Annotated in this window: 23 protein-coding genes; 18 read left to right on the top strand and 5 right to left on the bottom strand. The window is 36.4% G+C overall.

The window, feature by feature from the left end; translation table 11 throughout:
• Positions 1–96 precede the first annotated feature (96 nt).
• The 3 genes from AM499_RS12925 to AM499_RS12915 form a co-directional block, all read right to left on the bottom strand.
• Positions 97–1,665, bottom strand: coding sequence for an ABC-F family ATP-binding cassette domain-containing protein (locus AM499_RS12925; RefSeq protein WP_053590612.1), 1,569 nt, complete (start codon positions 1,663–1,665; stop codon positions 97–99).
• 296 nt (positions 1,666–1,961) lie between these two features.
• Positions 1,962–2,144, bottom strand: a complete 183-nt coding sequence (locus tag AM499_RS12920; protein WP_053590611.1) for an SE1832 family protein — start codon at positions 2,142–2,144, stop codon at positions 1,962–1,964.
• Positions 2,145–2,191: 47 nt separating this feature from the next.
• On the bottom strand, positions 2,192–3,196 hold the full coding sequence (locus AM499_RS12915) for a hypothetical protein (protein ID WP_053590610.1): 1,005 nt from the start codon (positions 3,194–3,196) through the stop codon (positions 2,192–2,194).
• 56 nt (positions 3,197–3,252) lie between these two features.
• On the opposite strand from AM499_RS12915, the gene AM499_RS12910 reads away from it, so the two are divergent.
• From AM499_RS12910 to AM499_RS12895, 4 genes are all read left to right on the top strand, one after another.
• Complete coding sequence (locus tag AM499_RS12910) at positions 3,253–4,074, top strand: NAD(P)H-binding protein (RefSeq protein ID WP_231687454.1); 822 nt, start codon at positions 3,253–3,255, stop codon at positions 4,072–4,074.
• A 164-nt stretch (positions 4,075–4,238) separates the two neighbouring features.
• Positions 4,239–4,802: an NADPH-dependent FMN reductase gene (locus tag AM499_RS12905; RefSeq protein ID WP_053590609.1), complete on the top strand. Its 564-nt coding sequence runs from the start codon at positions 4,239–4,241 to the stop codon at positions 4,800–4,802.
• 123 nt (positions 4,803–4,925) lie between these two features.
• Positions 4,926–5,444: a sigma-70 family RNA polymerase sigma factor gene (locus tag AM499_RS12900; RefSeq protein ID WP_053592192.1), complete on the top strand. Its 519-nt coding sequence runs from the start codon at positions 4,926–4,928 to the stop codon at positions 5,442–5,444.
• The gene (locus AM499_RS12895) at positions 5,437–6,741 is read left to right on the top strand and encodes a DUF4179 domain-containing protein (RefSeq protein WP_053590608.1); all 1,305 of its coding nucleotides are present in this window, start codon (positions 5,437–5,439) and stop codon (positions 6,739–6,741) included. Before AM499_RS12900 ends, AM499_RS12895 begins: the two co-directional genes overlap by 8 nt.
• Positions 6,742–6,928: 187 nt before the next feature.
• Here the strand turns inward: AM499_RS12895 and AM499_RS12890 are convergent, their stop codons facing one another.
• Positions 6,929–9,118, bottom strand: coding sequence for a DNA topoisomerase III (locus AM499_RS12890; RefSeq protein ID WP_053590607.1), 2,190 nt, complete (start codon positions 9,116–9,118; stop codon positions 6,929–6,931).
• Between the two features lie 87 nt (positions 9,119–9,205).
• A complete protein-coding gene (locus tag AM499_RS12885; protein WP_082355259.1) occupies positions 9,206–10,144 on the bottom strand; it encodes a VOC family protein in 939 nt (312 codons plus the stop codon).
• Between the two features lie 168 nt (positions 10,145–10,312).
• Here AM499_RS12885 and AM499_RS12880 point away from each other — a divergent pair, with 168 nt between their 5' ends.
• The 14 genes from AM499_RS12880 to AM499_RS12815 all read left to right on the top strand — a co-directional run bounded on the left by AM499_RS12880 (position 10,313) and on the right by AM499_RS12815 (position 21,417).
• Positions 10,313–10,726: a BlaI/MecI/CopY family transcriptional regulator gene (locus AM499_RS12880; protein ID WP_053590606.1), complete on the top strand. Its 414-nt coding sequence runs from the start codon at positions 10,313–10,315 to the stop codon at positions 10,724–10,726.
• A gap of 3 nt (positions 10,727–10,729) precedes the next feature.
• Entirely contained in the window at positions 10,730–11,578 is an 849-nt protein-coding gene (locus tag AM499_RS12875; RefSeq protein WP_053590605.1) for a M56 family metallopeptidase, read from the top strand.
• Between the two features lie 54 nt (positions 11,579–11,632).
• The gene (locus AM499_RS12870) at positions 11,633–12,277 is read left to right on the top strand and encodes a DsbA family protein (RefSeq protein ID WP_053590604.1); all 645 of its coding nucleotides are present in this window, start codon (positions 11,633–11,635) and stop codon (positions 12,275–12,277) included.
• On the top strand, positions 12,267–12,671 hold the full coding sequence (locus AM499_RS12865; protein WP_053590603.1) for a disulfide oxidoreductase: 405 nt from the start codon (positions 12,267–12,269) through the stop codon (positions 12,669–12,671). Before AM499_RS12870 ends, AM499_RS12865 begins: the two co-directional genes overlap by 11 nt.
• Positions 12,672–12,858: 187 nt before the next feature.
• A complete protein-coding gene (resA, locus tag AM499_RS12860) occupies positions 12,859–13,395 on the top strand; it encodes a thiol-disulfide oxidoreductase ResA (RefSeq protein WP_053590602.1) in 537 nt (178 codons plus the stop codon).
• A gap of 688 nt (positions 13,396–14,083) precedes the next feature.
• A complete protein-coding gene (locus AM499_RS12855) occupies positions 14,084–14,410 on the top strand; it encodes a metal-sensing transcriptional repressor (protein WP_053590601.1) in 327 nt (108 codons plus the stop codon).
• A 14-nt stretch (positions 14,411–14,424) separates the two neighbouring features.
• A complete protein-coding gene (gene copZ, locus AM499_RS12850; protein WP_053590600.1) occupies positions 14,425–14,634 on the top strand; it encodes a copper chaperone CopZ in 210 nt (69 codons plus the stop codon).
• Between the two features lie 81 nt (positions 14,635–14,715).
• Positions 14,716–17,133, top strand: a complete 2,418-nt coding sequence (locus AM499_RS12845; protein ID WP_053590599.1) for a heavy metal translocating P-type ATPase — start codon at positions 14,716–14,718, stop codon at positions 17,131–17,133.
• Positions 17,134–17,240: 107 nt separating this feature from the next.
• On the top strand, positions 17,241–17,795 hold the full coding sequence (locus AM499_RS12840; protein ID WP_053590598.1) for a YdhK family protein: 555 nt from the start codon (positions 17,241–17,243) through the stop codon (positions 17,793–17,795).
• A gap of 61 nt (positions 17,796–17,856) precedes the next feature.
• Complete coding sequence (locus AM499_RS12835; RefSeq protein ID WP_053590597.1) at positions 17,857–18,183, top strand: four-helix bundle copper-binding protein; 327 nt, start codon at positions 17,857–17,859, stop codon at positions 18,181–18,183.
• A 177-nt stretch (positions 18,184–18,360) separates the two neighbouring features.
• A complete protein-coding gene (locus AM499_RS12830; protein WP_053590596.1) occupies positions 18,361–19,050 on the top strand; it encodes a hypothetical protein in 690 nt (229 codons plus the stop codon).
• A gap of 12 nt (positions 19,051–19,062) precedes the next feature.
• The gene (gene ybaK / locus AM499_RS12825; protein ID WP_053590595.1) at positions 19,063–19,554 is read left to right on the top strand and encodes a Cys-tRNA(Pro) deacylase; all 492 of its coding nucleotides are present in this window, start codon (positions 19,063–19,065) and stop codon (positions 19,552–19,554) included.
• A gap of 66 nt (positions 19,555–19,620) precedes the next feature.
• Positions 19,621–20,271, top strand: a complete 651-nt coding sequence (locus tag AM499_RS12820; protein ID WP_053590594.1) for a YczE/YyaS/YitT family protein — start codon at positions 19,621–19,623, stop codon at positions 20,269–20,271.
• Positions 20,272–20,349: 78 nt separating this feature from the next.
• Positions 20,350–21,417, top strand: a complete 1,068-nt coding sequence (locus AM499_RS12815) for a hypothetical protein (protein WP_053590593.1) — start codon at positions 20,350–20,352, stop codon at positions 21,415–21,417.
• The last annotated feature ends 79 nt before the right edge of the window (positions 21,418–21,496 follow it).

Below are 21,496 nucleotides of genomic sequence, written 5' to 3'. Positions count from 1 at the left end.
TGTAGTATATGTACAAATTTATTAAAGAACAAAAATTACAGAGCCAATGTAATAAAAAGCCCTGAGCTATACTAAACTCAGGGCAATCGAACATACTTATTCTTCTATTACTTCTTTTCCAGTGGAGAACCATTCTTCTACATTCCATACTTTTGTTACTAAGCCTTCGTAGAATTCAGGTTCATGACTCACAAGTACGATAGTTCCTTTAAATTCTTTCATCGCACGTTTTAGTTCTTCTTTTGCATGGATATCTAAATGGTTTGTCGGTTCGTCAAAAATTAACCAGTTACTTTCTTCCATCATCAGTTTACATAAACGTACTTTTGCTTGCTCGCCACCACTTAAACTAGAAAGTGGACGGGAAATATGTTCACTTTTTAAACCAGTTCGAGCTAAAGCCGCACGTACCTGGCTTTGCTCCATGCTTGGGTAAACTTCCCAAATGGCTTCGATTGGTGTAATATTACCCGCTTTTACTTCTTGTTCAAAGTAAGAAGGAAATAAGAAATCCCCACGAGTTACTTTTCCACCCAGTGAAGGAATTTTGCCTAACATCGTTTTAAGTAAAGTTGATTTACCAATACCATTCATTCCAACAAGTGCAATTTTTTCTCCGCGTTCAATAGTGAACGTTAAAGGAGGGAGTAAAGGCTTATCATAACCGATTTCTAAATGTTCCGCTTCTACCACGTAACGACCAGAGCTACGAGACTCTTTGAAACTAAATTCAGGCTTTGCTGCTGTTTCTGGACGGTCTATACGCTCTATGCGATCAAGTTGTTTCTGGCGAGATTTTGCGCGTCCCGTTGTAGAATAGCGCGCTTTATTTTTTGCAATAAACTCTTCTTGTTTTTTTATGAAGTCTTGTTGCTTTTCATAAGCATCAATATGCTGTCTTTTGTTTAACTCTGCAAGCTCTAAGAACTTTTCATAGGATGCTGTATAACGAGTCAACTTTGAAAACTCTAAGTGGAAGATGACATCAACAATACCATTCATAAATTCTGTATCATGCGAGATCAATAAAAACGCATATGGATAGTTTTTCAGATAGTTAGATAACCAAGAAACGTGTTCTTCGTCTAAATAGTTGGTAGGCTCATCTAATAGCAATACTTTTGGCTTCTCTAATAAAAGCTTAGCTAGAAGCACTTTTGTACGCTGCCCACCAGATAGTGCTTCAACTGGACGGTCTAATCCGATAGCATCTAACCCAAGACCACGAGCGACCTCTTCTACTTTCATGTCTAATGAATAAAAATCACCAGCATCTAAAGCATCTTGGATTTCCGCCATTTGTTCTAGTAATTCTTCCAATTCCTCTGGAGTGGCATCCGCCATTTTTGCGATGATTTCATTTAACTCTTCCTCTTTTTTATAAAGAGGCAAAAAGGCATCTCGAAGTGTGTCGAACATGGAGCGTCCTTGTTGTAAACGGGTATGCTGATCCAAATAACCGTAATGAGTGCCAGGCAACCATTCTACACGGCCCTCATCATAAATGATTTCGCCTGTCAGTATATTCATCAAAGTGGATTTACCAACCCCGTTTGCACCAACTAGTCCAACATGTTCTCCTTCCACTAAACGAAAAGAAACCTCTTTGAAAAGCGTGCGATCTCCGAATGTATGTCCCAAATTTTCTACGTTTAATAAGCTCATTTATTGTTTCCTCCATAAAGAAAGCTCGCTAGACTGTTGTCAAACGCTCTCATTCTTCGTTACTCCTGCGCAAAGCTCGTCGCAGAAAGAACATTTACTGGCAAACCATTGTAAGCTCATAAAAACTATATTGAGCTTCCGTCTCGAGCCGGCATGCAGTCCCATAGGATTGGGTCATGCAACCGTTGCGACAAGGATGTCGCGAACTTAAGTTGCCTCGACTGACAAGTGTTTTCAAGTCAGTCTGGGAACCTAGCTTCTAAATTTATCTGCCAGAAATCTGAATAATTAACGTTTTACAATTCCGCGAGCTGTTTGTTTAGTTCTGCAAGGTCTTCTTCCATTTTGGCTAGTCTACGTTCGGCGTTTTCTATTTGAGTGGGATGGCCGTTTGATTCCAGTTTTTCCATGTCTCCTTGTAAACGGATGTAATCCATTTTTAACTCAGCTATCTGCGCTTGTAGTTGTTGTTTTGTCATGAAAAATCACCTTCAGCTTTTTGCCTAATTGTAGCATAAAAAGTTGTTTAACGCGCTATTTCTTCTTGTTCTATTTTTTTCGTTATAGTTTCATTGATAAGATTTACAACATCTTCTAAATTAGAACTAAATTGAATATGTTGCTGCTTCTGTATATATGCTTTTCTTCTATTGTCATGCAATATGATTTCCATCACCGCATTTTGAAGATAGGATTGCTTGATTTTGCGTCCTAATCCCAAATTGGCAAAGCCATTTACTTCTTGTGGGAAAGCATAATTCATCTCTTCCTCATGTGCACACAAAATAATGCATGGAATTTTAAGTTGTGCTACAAGGAAAGGGGTGTAAGCACCAGAAGTAATGACGATATCACTAGTATATATATAAGATTCTGGTTCTTTGGTAGAAATAACTTTGATGGATTTCCGAGTTAACGCAAACCGCTTCAGCTCTGTTATGTCATGCTTGTAATTTTCATCAACAATTACACTAATTTGTAATGGGATGTGCAGCTGGACAAGATGCCTTAACGTGCGATACGTCAAATTCTCCGGATCTTCATGAGGGAAGGCTACCACAATATGTGGCGGATCTTGTAACATGTTATTATTTTTATAGACAATTTTATGTGCTGGAATATATCCAGTAGGTCCATATACATAATTTTCTTTGGAAATGTCCTTTGGATTCTCATATAATGCCTGAAAAACAATGTCAGCTAATGCTCCGCCATCCCCATGATCATCGAAATGGATAAGTGGACAGTTAAATGTTTTTAAATGGCGAATCAAATCTTTTTCAGAGTTGCCACTATCATGAATAATACAATTAGGACTAAAAAGTTTCATTTCTTCTAATAGGTTAGCATTATTTCTAAATAAAACAGCTTTAATATTTAGCGTTTCTAAATATGCAATTAGGCTTGTATTTGAACTAGGTACAAAAAAATTACAATCTGTAGTATTTAAAGCAGGGAGCAGTGTTTTTGCTCGATCAGCAGGATATAATCCGCGGTGAGGAAGTGTATTTAAAAGATAAGCTAGTTTCAATTTTCATCATCCTTTCCTTACTATACTTTTTATTGTATGGAAAGGGACAGGTGTGTATGACTGCAAGAATAACGAAAGGCTCAGATCTCTACTTATTACTGGATGGGTGGCATAGTGAAATGGAAAAAAGAACAGCTATCGTTGTTGGTGCAACGGGATTTACTGGAAGCTTTTTAGTAAAACAGTTATGTGAAAGTGAAGAATATGTTGCAGTTTCAATTATTGCTAGAAGAGACATTACATATAAGCATCCAAAACTGGATGTAACAATAAAGGATTTTGATATGTTGGAAGAAAAGGATTTAGAAATTGCAGATGATCTATTCTGTTGTTTAGGAACAACGATGAAAAAAGCGAAAACGAAGGAGAACTTTGAAAAAGTGGATTTTATGTATCCTCTTCAAATTGCTTCGTTGGCAAAAAAAAGGGGGATACAGCATGTGCTTGTCATTTCTGCAGCGGGTTCTAGCAAAAAATCTCCGTTTTTTTATAGCCGTATAAAAGGGAAAATGGAGCAAGAACTTATGGACTTAAATCTTCCGCAGCTGTCCATTTTCCGTCCGACCTTACTTACAGGGGATCGAGGAGAATTTCGATTTGGGGAAAGGCTTGCGGAAGGAGTATTCCAACTGCTCAATCCACTATTGATTGGCCCTTTTAAGCGCTTTCGTTCTATTGAAGGTAAACAATTAGCTTTTGCAATATACCATTATGCAGTCCATGGAAATAAAAATAATGTGAATATATATAAAGCTTTACCTATTTTAGAAGCAAAACCAATTATAGAAGAGGATGAGCAGCCGATTCCACGAGAAGAATTGTTTAATTGGGAAAAACGAAAAGATATATTTGTAGAAAAGGAAAAAATAGAAGATTGAAGCAAATTACAGCTCATTGGGTTCATGCATATACTGTATTAATTAGAAAGTCGAGGAAAGAGGGGTTCAGTCAAAAGGATGAACTTTGTCAAAATGAAAGTTTATTTCGAAATTAGACCTCCTTTTTTGATACAATGAGAAGCGAATAAAGGAGGTTCTGTAAAATGAAAATTCTACTTGTAGACGGAACAATTATTGGTACGAAAACAGGAGTTATTTTAGAACAAGTGAAAGACTATATAGAAAATCTTAACAAGAATTATACGTTAGAAATTGTAAGTCTAGCGAATTATGAACATCAATTTGTGGATGGTAGACCATTTGAAAACTATAACGATGACATGAAGCTGCTTGTTAGTAAGTTTGAACAAGCAGACGGATATATTATTGCAACACCTATTTTTCAAGGATCTATCCCTGGAGTATTGAAAAATACATTTGACTTTTTACATCCAAAAACAATGCGCTACAAACCAGTATCTATTGTAGCAAATGGCGGGACATACCAACATCACCTAGTAATCGAAAATCAGCTTAAGCCAATTTTGGACTACTTCCGATGCCTTGTCACCCCAAATTATGTGTACACACACTCTAGCCATTTTGACAAAAATAACGTCATTGTTGAAGAAGACGTACATGAACGTCTCCGAGAACTCGCTCGTGTATTTGTACAATACGTAGAAATGAGTAAAACACTTTGTAAAGAGCCAATCGATACGCATTGATGAATTAGATAGAAGGATGTCTCCAAAGTTTTTGGTGGCATCCTTTTTTTTATTTTAAAACAAATGAACTTTTTTGGTGTTCAAATGTCTAATTTATAATAGGGGATGAAATGGGGTGTGGGTGTGGGGGATTTAGAGATAGCAAGTAAAGCTATTCAAGGGGAAGAAGAAGCATTTATACAGTTAATGCAAATGCATAAAAAGGTACTATATCATACAGCATTTGCCTTTCTAAGAAATGAACATGATGCAGTGGAAGCATTGCAGGAAGTTACATTTAGAGCCTATCAAAAAATACATACAGTAAAAGAGCCGCAATATATGAAAACATGGCTTATTCGAATCATGATGAACTATTGCCAGGATCATTTAAAAAAGAACAAACGATATATTTCCAATGAATTTCTACAAGAAATGGGCTACTACACAGACAATACTAATCTAGAAATGGAGGAAGCCATTGCCTCCTTGTCTAGTGCAGAGCAGCAGTTAATATTCCTTAAATACTTCCAAGATACAAAAATTAAAGAAATAGCTGAGATAAAAAATATACCAGAAGGAACCGTAAAATCGGGACTTCATAAAGCGCTAAAGTCATTGAGGAATTTCCTGACAGAGAAAGGGGATATAGATCATGTATGAAAAAGAAGAAGAAATGCTCATACAATCAAAACAGCGATTGGAGCAAATTGAGATTCCCGAACAGCGGGTAAACGATGCCATACAAGAAGGCATTAAAAAGGCAAAAAACAAAAAAAGAAATCGTCGAAAAACACTCTCAATGCTTTCTGTAGTAGCAATTCTAATGCTGACATTAGTGACATCTATCCGAGTATCTCCTGCATTTGCTAACGCAGTTTCATCTATTCCTGGAATGGAGAGATTTGTTCATTTAATTCAGTTTGATAAAGGGTTAGAAGCAATTATGGAAAATGACTATTACGAGCCAATCGGCGTTAGCCAAATAAAAGACAATATGACGTTTACGATTGATGGAGTGATTATAGATGAAACGGGAGCAGAGATTTTCTATACGTTAGAAGCACCTCATTCTATTGAAAATATTAACTATACAAAAATTGATTTGTTAAATGACGATAGAAGTCTAATTGGTTCTATTGGGTACGACTCACCAAATCAGGAGCATGCAAACCGAAAAGAAGATAAATTCAGCTTTGTTTTTGCAGAGACAGAGAAATTTACTTCTAATGAGTTTGAGATTACGTTTCAAGTAGAGATGGATAGTAAAAATACAACCTTCCAAGTTCCATTCACTATTAAAAATGAATGGAAGAATGGAAAAGTATATTCATTAAATGAAGAAGTAGAGATGGATGGTCAAAAAATAAGCGTGAAAGAAATAAAAGTATACCCCCTACGTGTAGCAGTTTCTATAGAGTTTGACGAACAAAATGATATGGAAATCTTACAGTTTGAGGATATGCGAATCGAAAATGAAAACGGTGAAGTTTGGAGTTCCATTCAAAATGGAACAAGTGGTTTTGGGGGAGTAGGAAACAAAGAAAGAACCTACTTTTTACAAAGCAATTATTTTAAAGAGCCAAAAGAGCTTTATTTTAAATTCAATAAAGTGCAGGCGCTCCCTAAGGACGATAGTTATTTATTAATCGACTTTGGAAAGAAGAAAGTTTTGAAACAGCCATCCGAAGGTAAAATTGAAGTTACGGGGATTCATAGTAATTCATTTGAGGTAAAATATGCTCCTATACGGGAAAACCATATGTATTCTCTTTTTACAGATGGTGAGAACGCACTCGGAGAAGTAGTCGATATACCAACGCAAGGTACCTCGGGCGATGGAGAATATCATTTTTCAGAAATAACTTTAGAAGCAAAGGATGTCATAAATCCAGTAAGATTGGATTTTACTGCATATCCTAATTACTTAGATGGTTCTGTATCAATTAAGATTAAGTAATAAAATTGGCATTAAATGTATGAACGAGACTAATTTCTATAAAACCGAGACTAATTCATGCAATATCGCAACCAATTTTTAAATAACGAGACCAAAATAACATTAATCGAGACCAATTCAATCATAAGCGAGACCAAATACAAACCTAAAGAAAAGAGAGTGACTTAAAAGTCACTCTCTTTTTAAACTACAACTTCAAATTCTTTAAAGCTTCTGCTAACGCATTGTTTACAGGCTCTTCTTCTTTGTTTTGCTTTTTCAGATACTTTTGTACATCTCGTTTATCTGCTTTTCCTCCGGAGGTTTTTTTACGACGTTCGTTGAAAGCAGAGAGCTTTTCGCGATAGCCACATTTACATGTGAAAATTTGCCCTTCGCCTTCACCGCGAAGTTCAAGCTTTTTCTTACATTGTGGGCAGCGAGCATTTGTCACTCTTGCTACATTTTGACGGTGACCACATTCACGATCCTGACATACGAGCATTTTACCTTTTTTACCATTCACTTCAAGCATAGGTTTACCGCAATCAGGACATGTCTTCGAGGAGATATTGTCATGCTTAAATTTCTTCTCACTCTTTTTGATGTCACTGACAATTGTTTTTGTATAGTTTTTCATTTCACTGATGAAAACATTTTTGTTTAATTTTCCTTTTGCGATTGCTTCTAACTTTTGCTCCCACTCCGCAGTAAGGGCTGGGGTTTTCAAGTCCTCTGGAACTAAATCAAGCAATTGTTTCCCTTTTGATGTGATATATATATCTTTTCCTTTTTTCTCCATAAGGAAAGAATTAAACAGCTTCTCAATAATATCTGCTCTTGTCGCAACAGTTCCAAGACCACCCGTCTTATCGAGTGTTTTTGCTAACTCTTTATCTTGGGTACCCATATATTTTGCTGGATTCTCCATAGCTGTAAGTAAAGTTCCTTCATTAAATCTAGCTGGAGGTCTTGTTTGACCGGAAGTTTCTGTTACATATTTAATAGATAATTTATCGCCTTTTTCAATGCGAGGAAGTATTTGTTCCTTCATATCATCGGCATTGTCCTCTTCTTCAAAGCGATTTTCATATACTTCTTTCCACCCAGATGAAAGAATTGTTTTCCCTTTAGCTACAAATGTTTCATCTCCAATAGCAGCCTTCACTGTGATTTGTTCATATTCGAATGGAGGGTACAAAACAGCTAAAAAGCGTTTTACAACTAAATCATAAATTTTTCGTTCTTTATCCGTAAAGTTTGCTTGATTTACAATTTCTTCTGTTGGGATGATTGCATGATGGTCGGATACTTTACTATCATCTACAAAAGCCTTATTTGCTTTAATTGGTTTTTGTAAAACTTTGTTTGCTAGTTGTCTGTATTGTCCAATGCCACATGACTTTAAGCGTTCTGGTAAAGTTTCTACGATATCGCTTGAAAGGTATCTGGAATCCGTTCGTGGGTATGTTAGTACCTTGTGTTGCTCATACAATTTTTGCATAATACCAAGCGTTTCTTTAGCAGAATAGCCAAATATTTTATTGGCATCGCGTTGTAATTCGGTTAAATCATAGAGTTGCGGTGCAAAGCTTTTTTTGTGTTTTTTATCCACTTCCACAACTGTACCTTGCTTCTTATCTATTTTTGCTATTATTTGTTCTACTTTTTCTTTCGTAAATGTTCGCGTATCGTTTGTTTTACTATCGACCCAAGTGAGTTTTAGTTGTTGATCTGTATGAGCCTCAATTCCATAATAGGTTTTGGGTTTGAAGTTTTTTATTTCTTCTTCTCTTTGCGCTATTATTGCAACGGTTGGGGTTTGTACGCGTCCACATGATAACTGTGCATTAAATTTACTCGTAAGTGCTCTTGTTGCATTTAATCCAATGTACCAATCTGCTTCTGAGCGGGCAACTGCAGCGTGATAAAGGTTTTCATAAGCCTTACCTGGTTTTAAATTTTGAAAGCCTTCTTTAATTGCTTTGTCTGTTACGGATGAAATCCAAAGACGTTTAATTGGCTTATTTACTTTAGCTTTGTCGATTATCCATCTTGCTACTAATTCACCTTCACGACCAGCATCTGTTGCGATAATGATATCACTTACATCTGTACGGACTAATTGACTTTTCACGGCATTGTATTGCTTACCCGTTTGCTTAATCACGACAAGCTTTAAGTCGTTAGGGAGCATAGGTAAATCTTCCAAGTTCCATGTTTTATATTTACTGTCGTATGCTTCAGGATCAGCAAGTGTTACGAGATGTCCTAATGCCCAAGTCACAATGTATTTGTCGCCTTCTAGGAAGCCGTTTCCTTTTTTATGGCAATTCAATACTCGTGCTATGTCACGAGCAACTGAAGGTTTTTCTGCGATTACTACACTTTTCTTCATTTTAATACATCCTTTCGGGGGTAACCATTGAATTTAAATATAGCATAGAACGAGTTATTTTGTAGAAAGGGATAACGTTCTTATGATTTATTTAGCTATAATTTCAAGGGTATTTCCTGATGGATCTTTTACAAGTATGTAACTATCGTTTTCTTCAAAGGGAAAATCCAACCGTCTCAGTTGTGTTTTAGCTTTATTTAATTCCTCTTGTGTAAAAATAATCGTAAACCTCTTTAATCCTCTAGAATTGGCTGGAGGTGCAGGGAGACCAGTGCCGGACCATATGTTTAATGCAATATGATGATGGTAATGGTCTTTTGATAAAAACAGACTTCCATTTCCTTTTGACTTAATATCAAAACCAAGGCCGTCTACATAAAATTGTTCCGTTATTTCAAGTTCAGAAGCTTGCAAATGCATATGGCCAATACGTGTATTCTCTGGAAGGTCGTTCCAAGAAGGAGTTGCTTGTTTGAGCAAATTCTCCAAATCGATCGGATAAGAACCACCTGCATAACCACCGTCTTTGTCTCGCTCCCAATTAGCTGGAGGAAGATCTGCGTAAATTTCAATACCGTTTCCATCCGGATCTGCTAGATAAAGAGCATCACTATACTGATGATTTGATGCACCTTGCATAGGATATTCGGTTTCCGATAAATGAAGGAGCATAGTTCCTAAACTTGAATGATCTGGCAATAGAATAGCAAAATGATAGAGTCCGGTTGTTCCTAAAGGTTTTTCTACTGAGTTTTCAACTTCTTCTAGTACTAGCAAAGGTGTTTTACCATCAGCAGTTAAGGTAACTTTATTATGTTCTACTTTTAAAATATCAAAGCCGATTACTTGTTGATAAAAAGTAGATAATTTATCAACATCAGATACGATCAAGTTCACTTCTTTCACTCTAGAAGGTGAATTAGTATTATATATTTCATAGGTTTCTTCATTTTCTTTAAACAGAAAGAATAGTGATAGGAGCACCAATAAGCCGATGGTTAAGCTAATAAATCGTTTGTTTTGCATTACGTAAATCTCCTTTTTTAATTAAACTACAAATTGTAGTGTAACAGGACTTACTAGTGAATACAGTTATTTAATGTTACAAAATTGTTAATTGTATCATTTTCGATTAACGATTGTTGACTGGAATAGTCCATCACACTACAATGAGTAATGTGAGGTGATAAAATCGTGTTGATTCGAAAGTTTAACAAAAATGAAAGTGGGTTGAACCGCTTTTTCGGACCGCTTGAGGCAAAAATAATGGATATCTTATGGAACGATGTTGAAATGACAATAAAAGATGTTCAACAAGTTCTGGACCGTGAAAAGGGGACCAATTTTAACACGGTTATGACTGTTATGAATCGACTGGTCGAAAAGGGGATTCTTCAAAAGAGGACTGAAGGAAGATCTTCATTATATAAACCAGTTCTATCGAGAGATAAGTTTTTACATACGCAGTCAAAGGAAATGACGAACGAATTAATGGATGAATTTGGAACTGTTGTCGTTAGTCATATGCTAGATGCACTAGAAGACGTTGATGACGATTTAGTCGCTAAACTCGAGAAAAAAATTAAAGAATTAAAAAAGGATAAGTAATTTATGTCAAAACGTCAATCATCAATTATGTTCATCGTATCTCTTGTCATTTCCGGAATAATCTTTCTTCAAATGGCTCTATATATTATCTCGATGTTAGCAGGATGGAACGTTAAGTTTAATATAGTTGCAGTTTGTCATAGTACCTTAAAAGCAATTGGATTATCCTCACTTGAATATGTCCTTGATGCACTTGTTGTTTATACCGTTCTCCTTGTCCTTTGGAAAATGGGGTCACAAATAATACATGCATCCAGAATGAAAAGAAGGTTTCAGCAATACAGAGAGAAAAAGCTGACAACCAAAATGAATAAGATGTATGGTAGTGGAGAAGAGGATATTTTAGTCATCTCTTACCCAAGTCCAATCGCAATAACTATGGGGTTTATACGACCTAAAATTGTCGTTTCAACAGGTTTGATTAATCTATTAAACGAGGAAGAACTAAAAGCTGTAATAGCTCACGAAAATTTTCATCAAGAAAATCGTGATCCATTTAAGATTTTTTTACTCTCACTATGTTCTTCGACAATGCGCTATATTCCAATTCTTAAGTGGTTTAATCAAAAATATAGAATCATTCAGGAAGTATTGGCTGATGAATTCGCAATCGAGAAACAAGAGACATCTGTGTACTTAGGGAGTGCATTGTTAAAAATATTGAAAGTCGGAAAGCAAGAAAAAATGCCTTTTACCTATGCATCCTTTGCGGATACATCTGTAAATTATCGAATTCAATATATTTTAAATCCCTTAAAGGATGTTGAGTGGAAGGTACCTGTGAGGGAAGCGTTCCTGTCGTTAGCTATTTTTATCTTAATCTGTATATTTTTTATTTACGCTTTAGCGTAAATTTTTTACCATATTACACTACGCAATGTAGTTTGAATCAGGAGTGTTTTTTATATGTCTAAGAAAATATTTTGGGTGATCGGTATAGTTGCGGTATGTCTTATAGCGATTGTTGTGTTAACGGATGCTAAAGAAAAGGCAGTCGATATTAATTACGAAGGACAGCCGTTTTTAGGGGAAGAATCTGCCCTAGTTGAAATAGTTGAATTCGGTGATTACAAATGTCCACATTGCGGGGAATTCAATAACAGTCTCTTTCCTATAATAAATCAAGAATTAGTTGAAACAGGAAAAGCGAAATTTTACTTTATGAATTATTCATTTATTGCAGCTGATTCAACGACATCTGCACAATTTGCGGAAACGGTTTACAAAGAGCTTGGAAATGAAAAGTTTTGGGAATTCCATCACCTATTATTTGCAAATCAAACAACAGAAACTGGGCAAACGAATTTAATGACAGAAGACTTCTTAAAGGCAGTATTAGCAGAAGTTGCAAATCCTGAGGAAACAGAAAAAGTAATGCTTGCATTTAAAGAAGGCAAAGGCAAAGAAGGATGGGATAAAGATATGAGTATCGCAAACAGCCTAGGTGTCACAGCAACTCCAACAATCTTTGTCGGCGGAAAAGAATTTACTGGAGGAACAATGGACGATTTAGCCAAGATGGTGGATGAGGCGGCTTCTGATGGTAAATAGATCTCTACTGTTTGCATGGGTTGTTTCCATTATAGCGATGGTTGGAAGTTTGTTCTTCAGCGAACGAATGGGCTTTATACCATGTACACTTTGTTGGTATCAAAGAATTTTGATGTATCCTCTTGTTATCTTTTTAGGTATTGCTTTTTATAGAAATGACAGAACAATATATACGTATATTTTACCTTTGTCTGTTATAGGGATGTTGGTTTCTAGTTATCATTATGCACTTCAAAAGATACCTTCCATGCATGAATTTAGTGCGTGTACGAGCGGAGTTCCATGCTCAGGTCAATACATTAACTGGTTCGGGTTTGTGACGATTCCTTTTTTGGCACTCATAGCTTTTACGTTTATTACAATTATGATGCTAATGCTTTGGAAACGTAAATAACTATACTTATTTGGAAATAAAATCTTGGTGAATCTCAGAAAATCCCGGAAGTATCTCAGAAAATCCGGGGGTATCTCAGAAAATCTCGAGGGAATCTCAGAAAATCTTGGGTGTATCTCAGAAAATCCCGGAGCATCTCAGAAAACTCTAGGGGTATCTCAGAAAACTAGAAAGGATAGGGATAACTATGGATAAAAAGAAAAAAAGGTTTTACATGCGTCTAGTTATATTAGGATTAATGATTGGAGCTATCGGCTTAACCATTTATTCAAATTTAACTAAAGAAAAAAATGCTATATTGCAAGTAGGGGATTATGCCCCTGACTTTGCGCTTGTTGATATGAATGGAGAAGAGCATCAATTATCGGAATATAAAGGACAAGGTGTCTTTCTAAATTTTTGGGGAACTTGGTGTAAACCATGTGAAAGAGAATTCCCTCTCATGGACAAACAATATCAAGAATACAAAGACCAAGGCCTTCAAATATTAGCAGTAAACATTGGTGAATCAGATTTCCAGGTTCAAAAGTTCGTAGATCGTAAAGGCTTAACTTTCCCTGTATTAATTGATGATAATAAAAGTGTAATGGAAACGTATAATATCAATCCTTTGCCTACAACCTTTCTAGTAAATCCAGAGGGGAAAATAGAAAAAATAATTACAGGCGAAATGAATGAAGAAACCATTAAACGTTATATGGAGCAAATCATGCCCAGCATATAATTAAATGATGATAGTTATAAATAATGGCGTTCATTTTAGTTAAAACTTTAACTAAATGAACGCCATTTTTGTAGTTAACACATCTATTAAGACAAAAAGCACTGTTTAATTTGTAGACACGTAAAGATGGGAAAGAATACAGTATTAATCGATAGCCAAGCGCACATCCGTGTTTCCGATTTCTGTGTACCAATAATATCTTGAAAAAATACATTACCGACAATAGGCATTCGCGCTGGCCGCACGTCCACATGAGCCGCTGTATGCGCAAGCGCATTTCGCTGTCTCATACGGCACGTCATGCGGCTCGCAAGGCGCGAATGCCAGTGAATTCTCTTAATAACGAATTAAGTATGACTCTATTTAAATGTATCGTTAATCAATAATCCTGAAAATAGGGTGTAGGTTTGCTTCTAAATTATTTCAAAATCATCTGGATGTCTTCAGGATGTGCGCCTTACAGGCCGCAAGAGCGCGAAGAATGAGACCCCGTAAAGGATGTGGGAGCGACGAAGGAGCGACTCATCCTGCGGAGGCTTATGCGTAGCGTGCGGCAAGCGCACATCCGTGTTCAATTCTCTGAGTCGCTGATACACATTTTATGAAGACTTTTCAAAAAATAAATCTTTTTAGTTGCATACCCCTCACAGGTATCATATAATAAGTGCAAGGATAGGAGGTTGCTTAGTTGGACAATGTATTAGAAGAAAGTACAAATGCATCTGACATTTCTTGTAGAAAAAGTCATCACCCTGAACATGTAAAAAAAGACTTAACGAATCGTTTAAATCGTATTGAAGGGCAGATAAGAGGAATTAAAGGTATGGTCGAAAAGGATGTCTATTGCGACGATATCATTACTCAACTTTCTGCAACTCAGTCGGCTCTAAACAGTGTTGCGAAGGTACTTTTACAGGGGCATTTAAAGGGCTGTGTGGTTGATAGGCTAGCTGAGGGTGACGACGAAGTTCTAGATGAATTGTTAGTAACAATACAAAAACTAATGAAAAAATAAAGGAGGAAATTTAAATGGTAAATCAAGTTACATTACAAGTACAAGGAATGTCATGTGGTCATTGCGTTAACTCAGTAGAAGGTAGTGTTGGGAAGTTAGATGGCGTTGAACAAGTAAAGGTTCATTTAGAATCAGGAAAAGTAGATGTATCATTTAACGATGAAAAAGTAACGGTAGAAAAAATTAAAGAAACAATCGACGAACAAGGATACGATGTTCAATAAATTATGGGTGCTTCTTGGAGCACTCTCTTTCTTACATTAAAATATACCCCCTAACCGTATATAAAGAAGAGGTGAAAAAGGATGAGAAGTGAGTTAAAAGAAACAAGTCTTCAAATTACAGGGATGACATGTGCTGCCTGTGCAACAAGAATTGAAAAAGGCTTAAAGAAAATGGATGGAGTGGAAGAGGCAAATGTAAACTTGGCACTTGAAAAGTCATTGATTAAATTTAATCCTGAAAAACTCAATGACAAAGATTTCGAAAAGAAAATTCAAGATCTTGGGTATGGTGTTGCCAAAGAGAAAAAGGAGTTTGCTATTACAGGAATGACGTGTGCTGCCTGTGCAACGAGAATTGAAAAGGGACTTAGTAAGCTGGAAGGTGTATCTAGTGCTAATGTCAATTTAGCTCTCGAAAATGCAACGGTTGAATATAATCCATCTCAAGTTTCCGTTATGGATATCATTTCTCGTGTCGAAAAGCTTGGCTATGAGGCACACAATAAAGAAAATGAAAAGGAAGCAATAGATTATAGAGAGCAGGCAATACAGAAACAAAAAAGAAAATTTATCCTTTCTGCTATTTTATCTTTACCTTTGTTGTGGACGATGGTTGGACATTTTTCATTTACGTCGTTCATTTATATGCCCGACATTCTAATGAATCCGTGGGTACAAATGGCGCTTGCGACACCTGTGCAATTCATCATTGGTAAACAATTTTATGTCAGCGCGTATAAAGCATTGCGAAATAAAAGTGCGAATATGGATGTACTTGTCGTAATGGGAACATCCGCTGCTTATTTTTATAGTGTGTATCAAGCGATTATTATGGTAGGTGAGCATCATAGTGCTCAGCTTTACTTTGAAACAAGTGCTGTATTAATTACCTTGATTTTGTTAGGAAAATTGTTTGAAGCTAGAGCTAAAGGACGATCTTCTGAGGCTATTAAAAAGCTGATGGGATTACAGGCAAAAACAGCGTTAGTCATTAGAAATGAAACGGAAGTAGAGATACCACTAAAAGAAGTGGTCACAGGGGAAATTATTTTAGTAAAGCCTGGTGAAAAGATTCCAGTCGATGGTGAGGTAATAGAAGGAAGCACAGCTGTTGACGAGTCAATGCTTACAGGAGAAAGCATTCCCGTAGATAAAACAATTGGGGATACATTGTTTGGTTCTACTATAAATAAAAATGGTTTTCTTAAAATGAAAGCAACCAAAATAGGTAGAGACACTGCTCTTGCTCAAATTATTAAAGTGGTAGAGGATGCGCAGGGCTCTAAAGCTCCTATTCAGAGACTTGCTGATAAAATTTCAGGTGTGTTTGTGCCTATCGTAATCGGTATTGCCATTATTACCTTTTTAGTGTGGATTGTATGGGTCGTTCCAGGTGAATTTACACCTGCATTAGAAGCGCTAATTGCAGTTTTAGTCATTGCATGTCCTTGTGCTTTAGGACTTGCGACACCAACTTCGATTATGGCTGGTTCTGGTCGTGCTGCAGAGTTTGGAATCCTGTTTAAAGGTGGAGAACATTTAGAAACTACTCATCATATTGATACGGTCATTGTTGATAAAACGGGAACTGTAACAAATGGTAAGCCTGAGTTAACCGATGTAATCGTAGCAGATGGAGTAAATGAGGAAGAATTTTTAGCATTAATTGGTGCAGCGGAGAAACAGTCGGAACATCCTCTTGCTGAAGCGATTGTTCAAGGGATTCAAGCGCGTAATATACAGCTTGAAAGCGTTCAACACTTTGAGGCTATCCCTGGTTATGGTGTTAAAACAACTATAAATGGAAAAGAGATTATTGTAGGAACCAGAAAGCTAATGAATCAATATAATGTGGACATTTCCGGTATTCAAATTGTTATGGAGGAATTAGAAGCTAACGGAAAAACAGCGATGTTAGCAAGTATAGAAGGGACATATGCAGGACTTATTGCAGTCGCTGATACGATTAAAGACTCTTCTAAAATAGCCATTAAACGGTTAAAAGAAATGAATATTGACGTTATTATGATGACAGGTGATAACGAAAGAACAGCTACTGCAATTGGTAGAGAGGTTGGAATTGACCATGTTATTGCAGAAGTACTTCCTGAGGGAAAAGCGGATGAAGTAAAAAAACTGCAGGAGAGTGGCAAGAAAGTTGCTATGGTTGGTGACGGTATTAATGATGCGCCAGCGTTAGCAGTTGCGGATATCGGTATGGCTATTGGAACAGGGACAGATGTGGCGATGGAAGCGGCAGATATTACATTGATACGTGGAGACTTAAACAGTATAGCGGATGCGATCATTATGAGTCATAAAACAATGAAGAATATTAAACAAAATTTATTTTGGGCATTCGCTTATAATACTTTAGGTATTCCAATTGCGGCAGTAGGGTTATTGGCACCTTGGGTAGCCGGTGCAGCCATGGCTTTCAGTTCTGTATCGGTTGTTCTCAATGCTCTACGCTTACAACGAGTCAAGCTAGAGAAATAAATTTAACGAGCAATTACTATTGTGAAGAACTCGTATCCATAAAAGGAATAGTCTTCTTGTTTTATTAAAATTAATAAAGGGAAAAAATAGCTATAAGGAGGAATACGATGAAGATAAAGTTTTTGTTAGGATTAGTTTCGCTACTTACTATATTTACGTTGGTGGCATGTGGAAATAACAAAGAGGAGCCAAGTACAACTGAGGGCCATGATATGAACCATTCAGAAATGAATCATTCTAGCTCAGGTGTGATTCCTGCTGGTTTAAAAGAGGCAGATAATCCGACCTACCCGGTTGAAAGTAAAGCAATTTTGAAAACGGATCACATGAATGGCATGAAAGATGCAGAAGCGACGATTGTAGGAGCTTATAATACGACTGCTTATGTAATTTCTTATACTCCAACTACTGGAGGTGAAAAAGTAGAGAACCATAAATGGATCATTCAAGAAGAAATTAAAAATGCTGGTCGCAAAACATTAGAACCAGGAACCGAAGTCACAATAGAGGCCAGTCATATGGAAGGGATGGATGGAGCAAAAGGAACAATAGAGTCATCTGAAAAAACTACTGTATATATGGTAGATTACACTCCAACGACTGGTGGAGAAGAAGTAAAAAATCATAAATGGGTAACAGAAAGTGAGCTAACATCAAAATAACTCTTCATATTCGGTTTGAACTCATTTCTTATAGGAAATTATACTATAAGGAGGTGAGTACATGAATTCTAAATATGATGAATGTCTAGAAGCTTGTATAGAATGTCTCAAGGCTTGCAATACATGTTTTGATGCTTGTTTAAGAGAAGATGACATAAAAATGATGGCGGGATGTATACAATTAGACCGCGCGTGTGCTGATGCCTGTGCATTTGCGATACAAGCAATGACTACAAATAGCCCTTTTGTAAAAGAAATTTGTCGACTTTGCGCGGATATATGTGAAAGCTGTGCTCGTGAATGTGCGAAACACGACCATGAACATTGTAAAAAATGTGCGGAAGCTTGCCTAAAATGTGCAGAAGCGTGTCGCATGAGAAGTCTTTAAGTCAATATTTCTTGAAAAGATGTTAAAAAAGTCGAAAAGAGGCTTTCTTAACATCTTTTTTTGATTCTTTCGTCCTAGAAATATGCTTGAACAACTTTATGACTATAGTAAGATTGATTATTCAGATAAAGTGGTAGAATGATAAATAGAAGAATTTTAAGAAAGGGGTGACCCTATATGAATATAGTTAAATCTACTAGTAATGGTATGTCTCATCAGATTGCTAGCTTGGAAGAAAGGAAAAGAGCTATACAACGTAAAGATGCAGGAGATGCATATCGAAGACAAGCTGAGTATTTTAAACCGAAAGTACCTACATTGTCAGAATTAGAGGATTTATTACTAGGAAATAAAGAGAGAGAACTTGATTCACCAGAAGTAAGTGCTGCAGTCCGTGAATTTCAACAAATAGAGAGTGCTACTAGTAAACAGCAAAATATTCTGGACATTAAAGGACCAAGCCTTTCTGTGCAAACGATTGGTGGACCAACACCTGAAAGAACAATTGAGCTTTTAGAAAAAGTACGGAGCTCAGCACTAGAGCCAGCCAATCCAAGTCCACAGGATGTAAGAATTGCTGCTAGCGCTACTGCAAAAATTCAGCAAGTACAATCACAGATTACATTAAATCAAGAAGCAAACCGTCAAATAGAGTTGGAAGTAAAAAGACAAATAGAAGATGAAGCAGCTGTTTTCAATCGCTCTGTTCAAGCGGATTTTCAATCTCCAAAAGTGTTAGAAGAGGATTTGGAGAACTTACAGAAAAAACGATTAATAGAACAGGCAATTGCCAAATATTCATATCAAGTACAAATGAAACGCAATGGTTTTACAGATATGCAGCCTAGTTTCTTTCGAATAGCTTAGGAGTAACAAATTATGGTGAAGAAACACAAAACAAATGCTGTTCGAATGTTGGAACAGCAAAAAATATCGTTTGATTTAATTGAATATGAGTTAACAGGAGATCAAGTAGACGGGGTAACTGTAGCTAAAAAAATTGGCTACCCCGTTTTTGTTGTGTTCAAAACATTAATTGTCACCGCAGGACCACAAAAATATTTTGTTTGTATTATACCAGTAGATAAAGAACTAAATTTAAAGGAAGTAGCAAAAGTAGTAGGGGAGAAAAAAGTAGAATTGCTACCACTAAAGGATTTGCTACAGACTACAGGATATATAAGAGGTGGATGCTCCCCCTTCGGAATGAAAAAACTATTTCCTACTCTTGTTGACATAAGTGCTAATAACATGGAGTTTATCATTGTAAGTGGTGGGAAAATAGGACTACAAGTAAAACTTATGTTAGCCGATTTGCTTAAAATGACAAAAGGAAAGGTAGCGGCAATCAGTAAAAATGAAAATGAATAGCTTTTCATCTCTAGAAAGATATAATTAAAATTATAGTTTTTTAAAGATGAAATGAGTTGATTATTGATGAAAAAGGAATTAATTTGGCGCTGGGCATTTTTTATAGCAGGCGTCACCCTCATGTCATTAGGAATTTCGATGACAATTAAAGGACAACAATTTGGGATAAGTCCATGGGATGTTTTGCATGTTGGACTATTTAGACACTTAGGGTTATCGATTGGAACGTGGGCTATACTTACAGGGATATTTATCGTGATCGTAACTATGATTGGTACGAAGAGATTTCCCCAATTAGGAACCTGGCTAAATATACTTTTCATTGGTTCCTTCATTGATATGTTTAATTGGTTGTTGCCAGATATCACGAGCTTTATAGGTCAGCTAATAATTTTTATACTTGGCGTGATTGTTATGGCCATTGGTGTTGGTGTCTATGTATCTCCTAATGTGGGGGCTGGACCACGAGATTCTCTCATGCTGTTAATCATAGCCAAAACGGGATGGAGTATAAAAAAAGTACGTACAGGTTTAGAAGTGATTGTAGGTTTTGTCGGGTGGATTCTTGGAGGGCCAGTAGGAGTAGGAACTGTTATTATTGCATTATTGCTCGGGCAGTTGGTTCACTATGCTTTACCCCTCTCTCAAAAGTTATTATTTCAAATATGTGGCTATACATTACCATTCGCAAAAGTAAGCGCTGAAAATCAGGAATGATTTTTAGTGCTTTTTTTCATAATTCTACTTTTGTGAGCATACATTATCCATTGAATGAAAGATAGAGAGGATGATGATATGAACGGTACTATTACACACTATATAGGGAAATCGTATACGGGCCAAGGAGTTAAGAGTTTTTATAAAGAAATCATACACGAAGCTAAAAAAGTTTACTTTTTAAAGGGACCGACCTCTTATCGACTGACAGAAATATTGAAGGAAATTGGCTATGTAGCATTACGAAGAGGGAATAATATGGAGTGGTTTTATGATCCCCTTCAAGAGGATGTATTGGATGGAGTGTATATTACGGATACTAAAACCCTTTATATACAAACAGATACTTTAGATCCATCTTATTATGGCGCAGGACATGAGTGGGTGCCTTATTATAATGCTTACGATGAAAGAAAACTTCATGATATCGGTCCACTTGTTCGTGATAAGCAAATTGCGAATGAGGTATGGTTAACAAAAGGGCTCCAAGCATTAAGTCGTGCAAAGGTAATTCATGATGAGTGGGAGCAACTCACCCATCCTGCTATTCAATGGGATGGCATAAACAATTTGCTGACACAATTAAAAAAGACAGCGATTGGTAATGTAGCACTTCAAAAGAAACCAACAGTAACGCATCGTTTAATGGGATCACTTACTCCAGTAGGTGCTAAGGATACGTTACAATCCATTTCTAAAAACTTAAAGTCCCGTTTGTTTATAAAGGGATTACCTGGTAGTGGAAAGTCTTCTTTCATCAAAAGCTTTGGAGAAGAAGCTACGAAACATGGATTAGATACTCGTCTTATTTGGTGCGGGTTGGATTCAAATAGCGTAGACGGAATTGTCGTTCCAGAGTTACAAATGTGTTTGGTAGACGCAACCAGTCCACACGTTTACGAGCCTGAAAGAGAAGGGGATGAAATAGTTGACTTCTTTCCTCATATAGACCAATCCTTAGTGAATGAAGAAAAGATTGCAGAAGTGAAACATAGATATTCAGAAGAGATGCAACTTGCACAAGACTATATATCGACGTATGCAGGAGATTTAAAGGTTATTAAGAAACTATACGATAGTGCCATTGATGAAGATAAATGGACAGAATTGCAAAATAAAATGATAGAGACTGTTGGTACTTATTAGCATTCTTCAATCAACTTAAGATATTTGAGGAATATGGAAGAATATTTTAACTAACCAATTCCCTATCAAACACAAAACC

Source organism: Bacillus sp. FJAT-22090 (genome assembly GCF_001278755.1).
In the GTDB taxonomy this organism is placed as follows: Bacteria; Bacillota; Bacilli; order Bacillales_A; family Planococcaceae; genus Psychrobacillus.
Note: the sequence above shows the minus strand (reverse complement) of the source record. Positions and strands in the feature narration are given on the sequence as shown.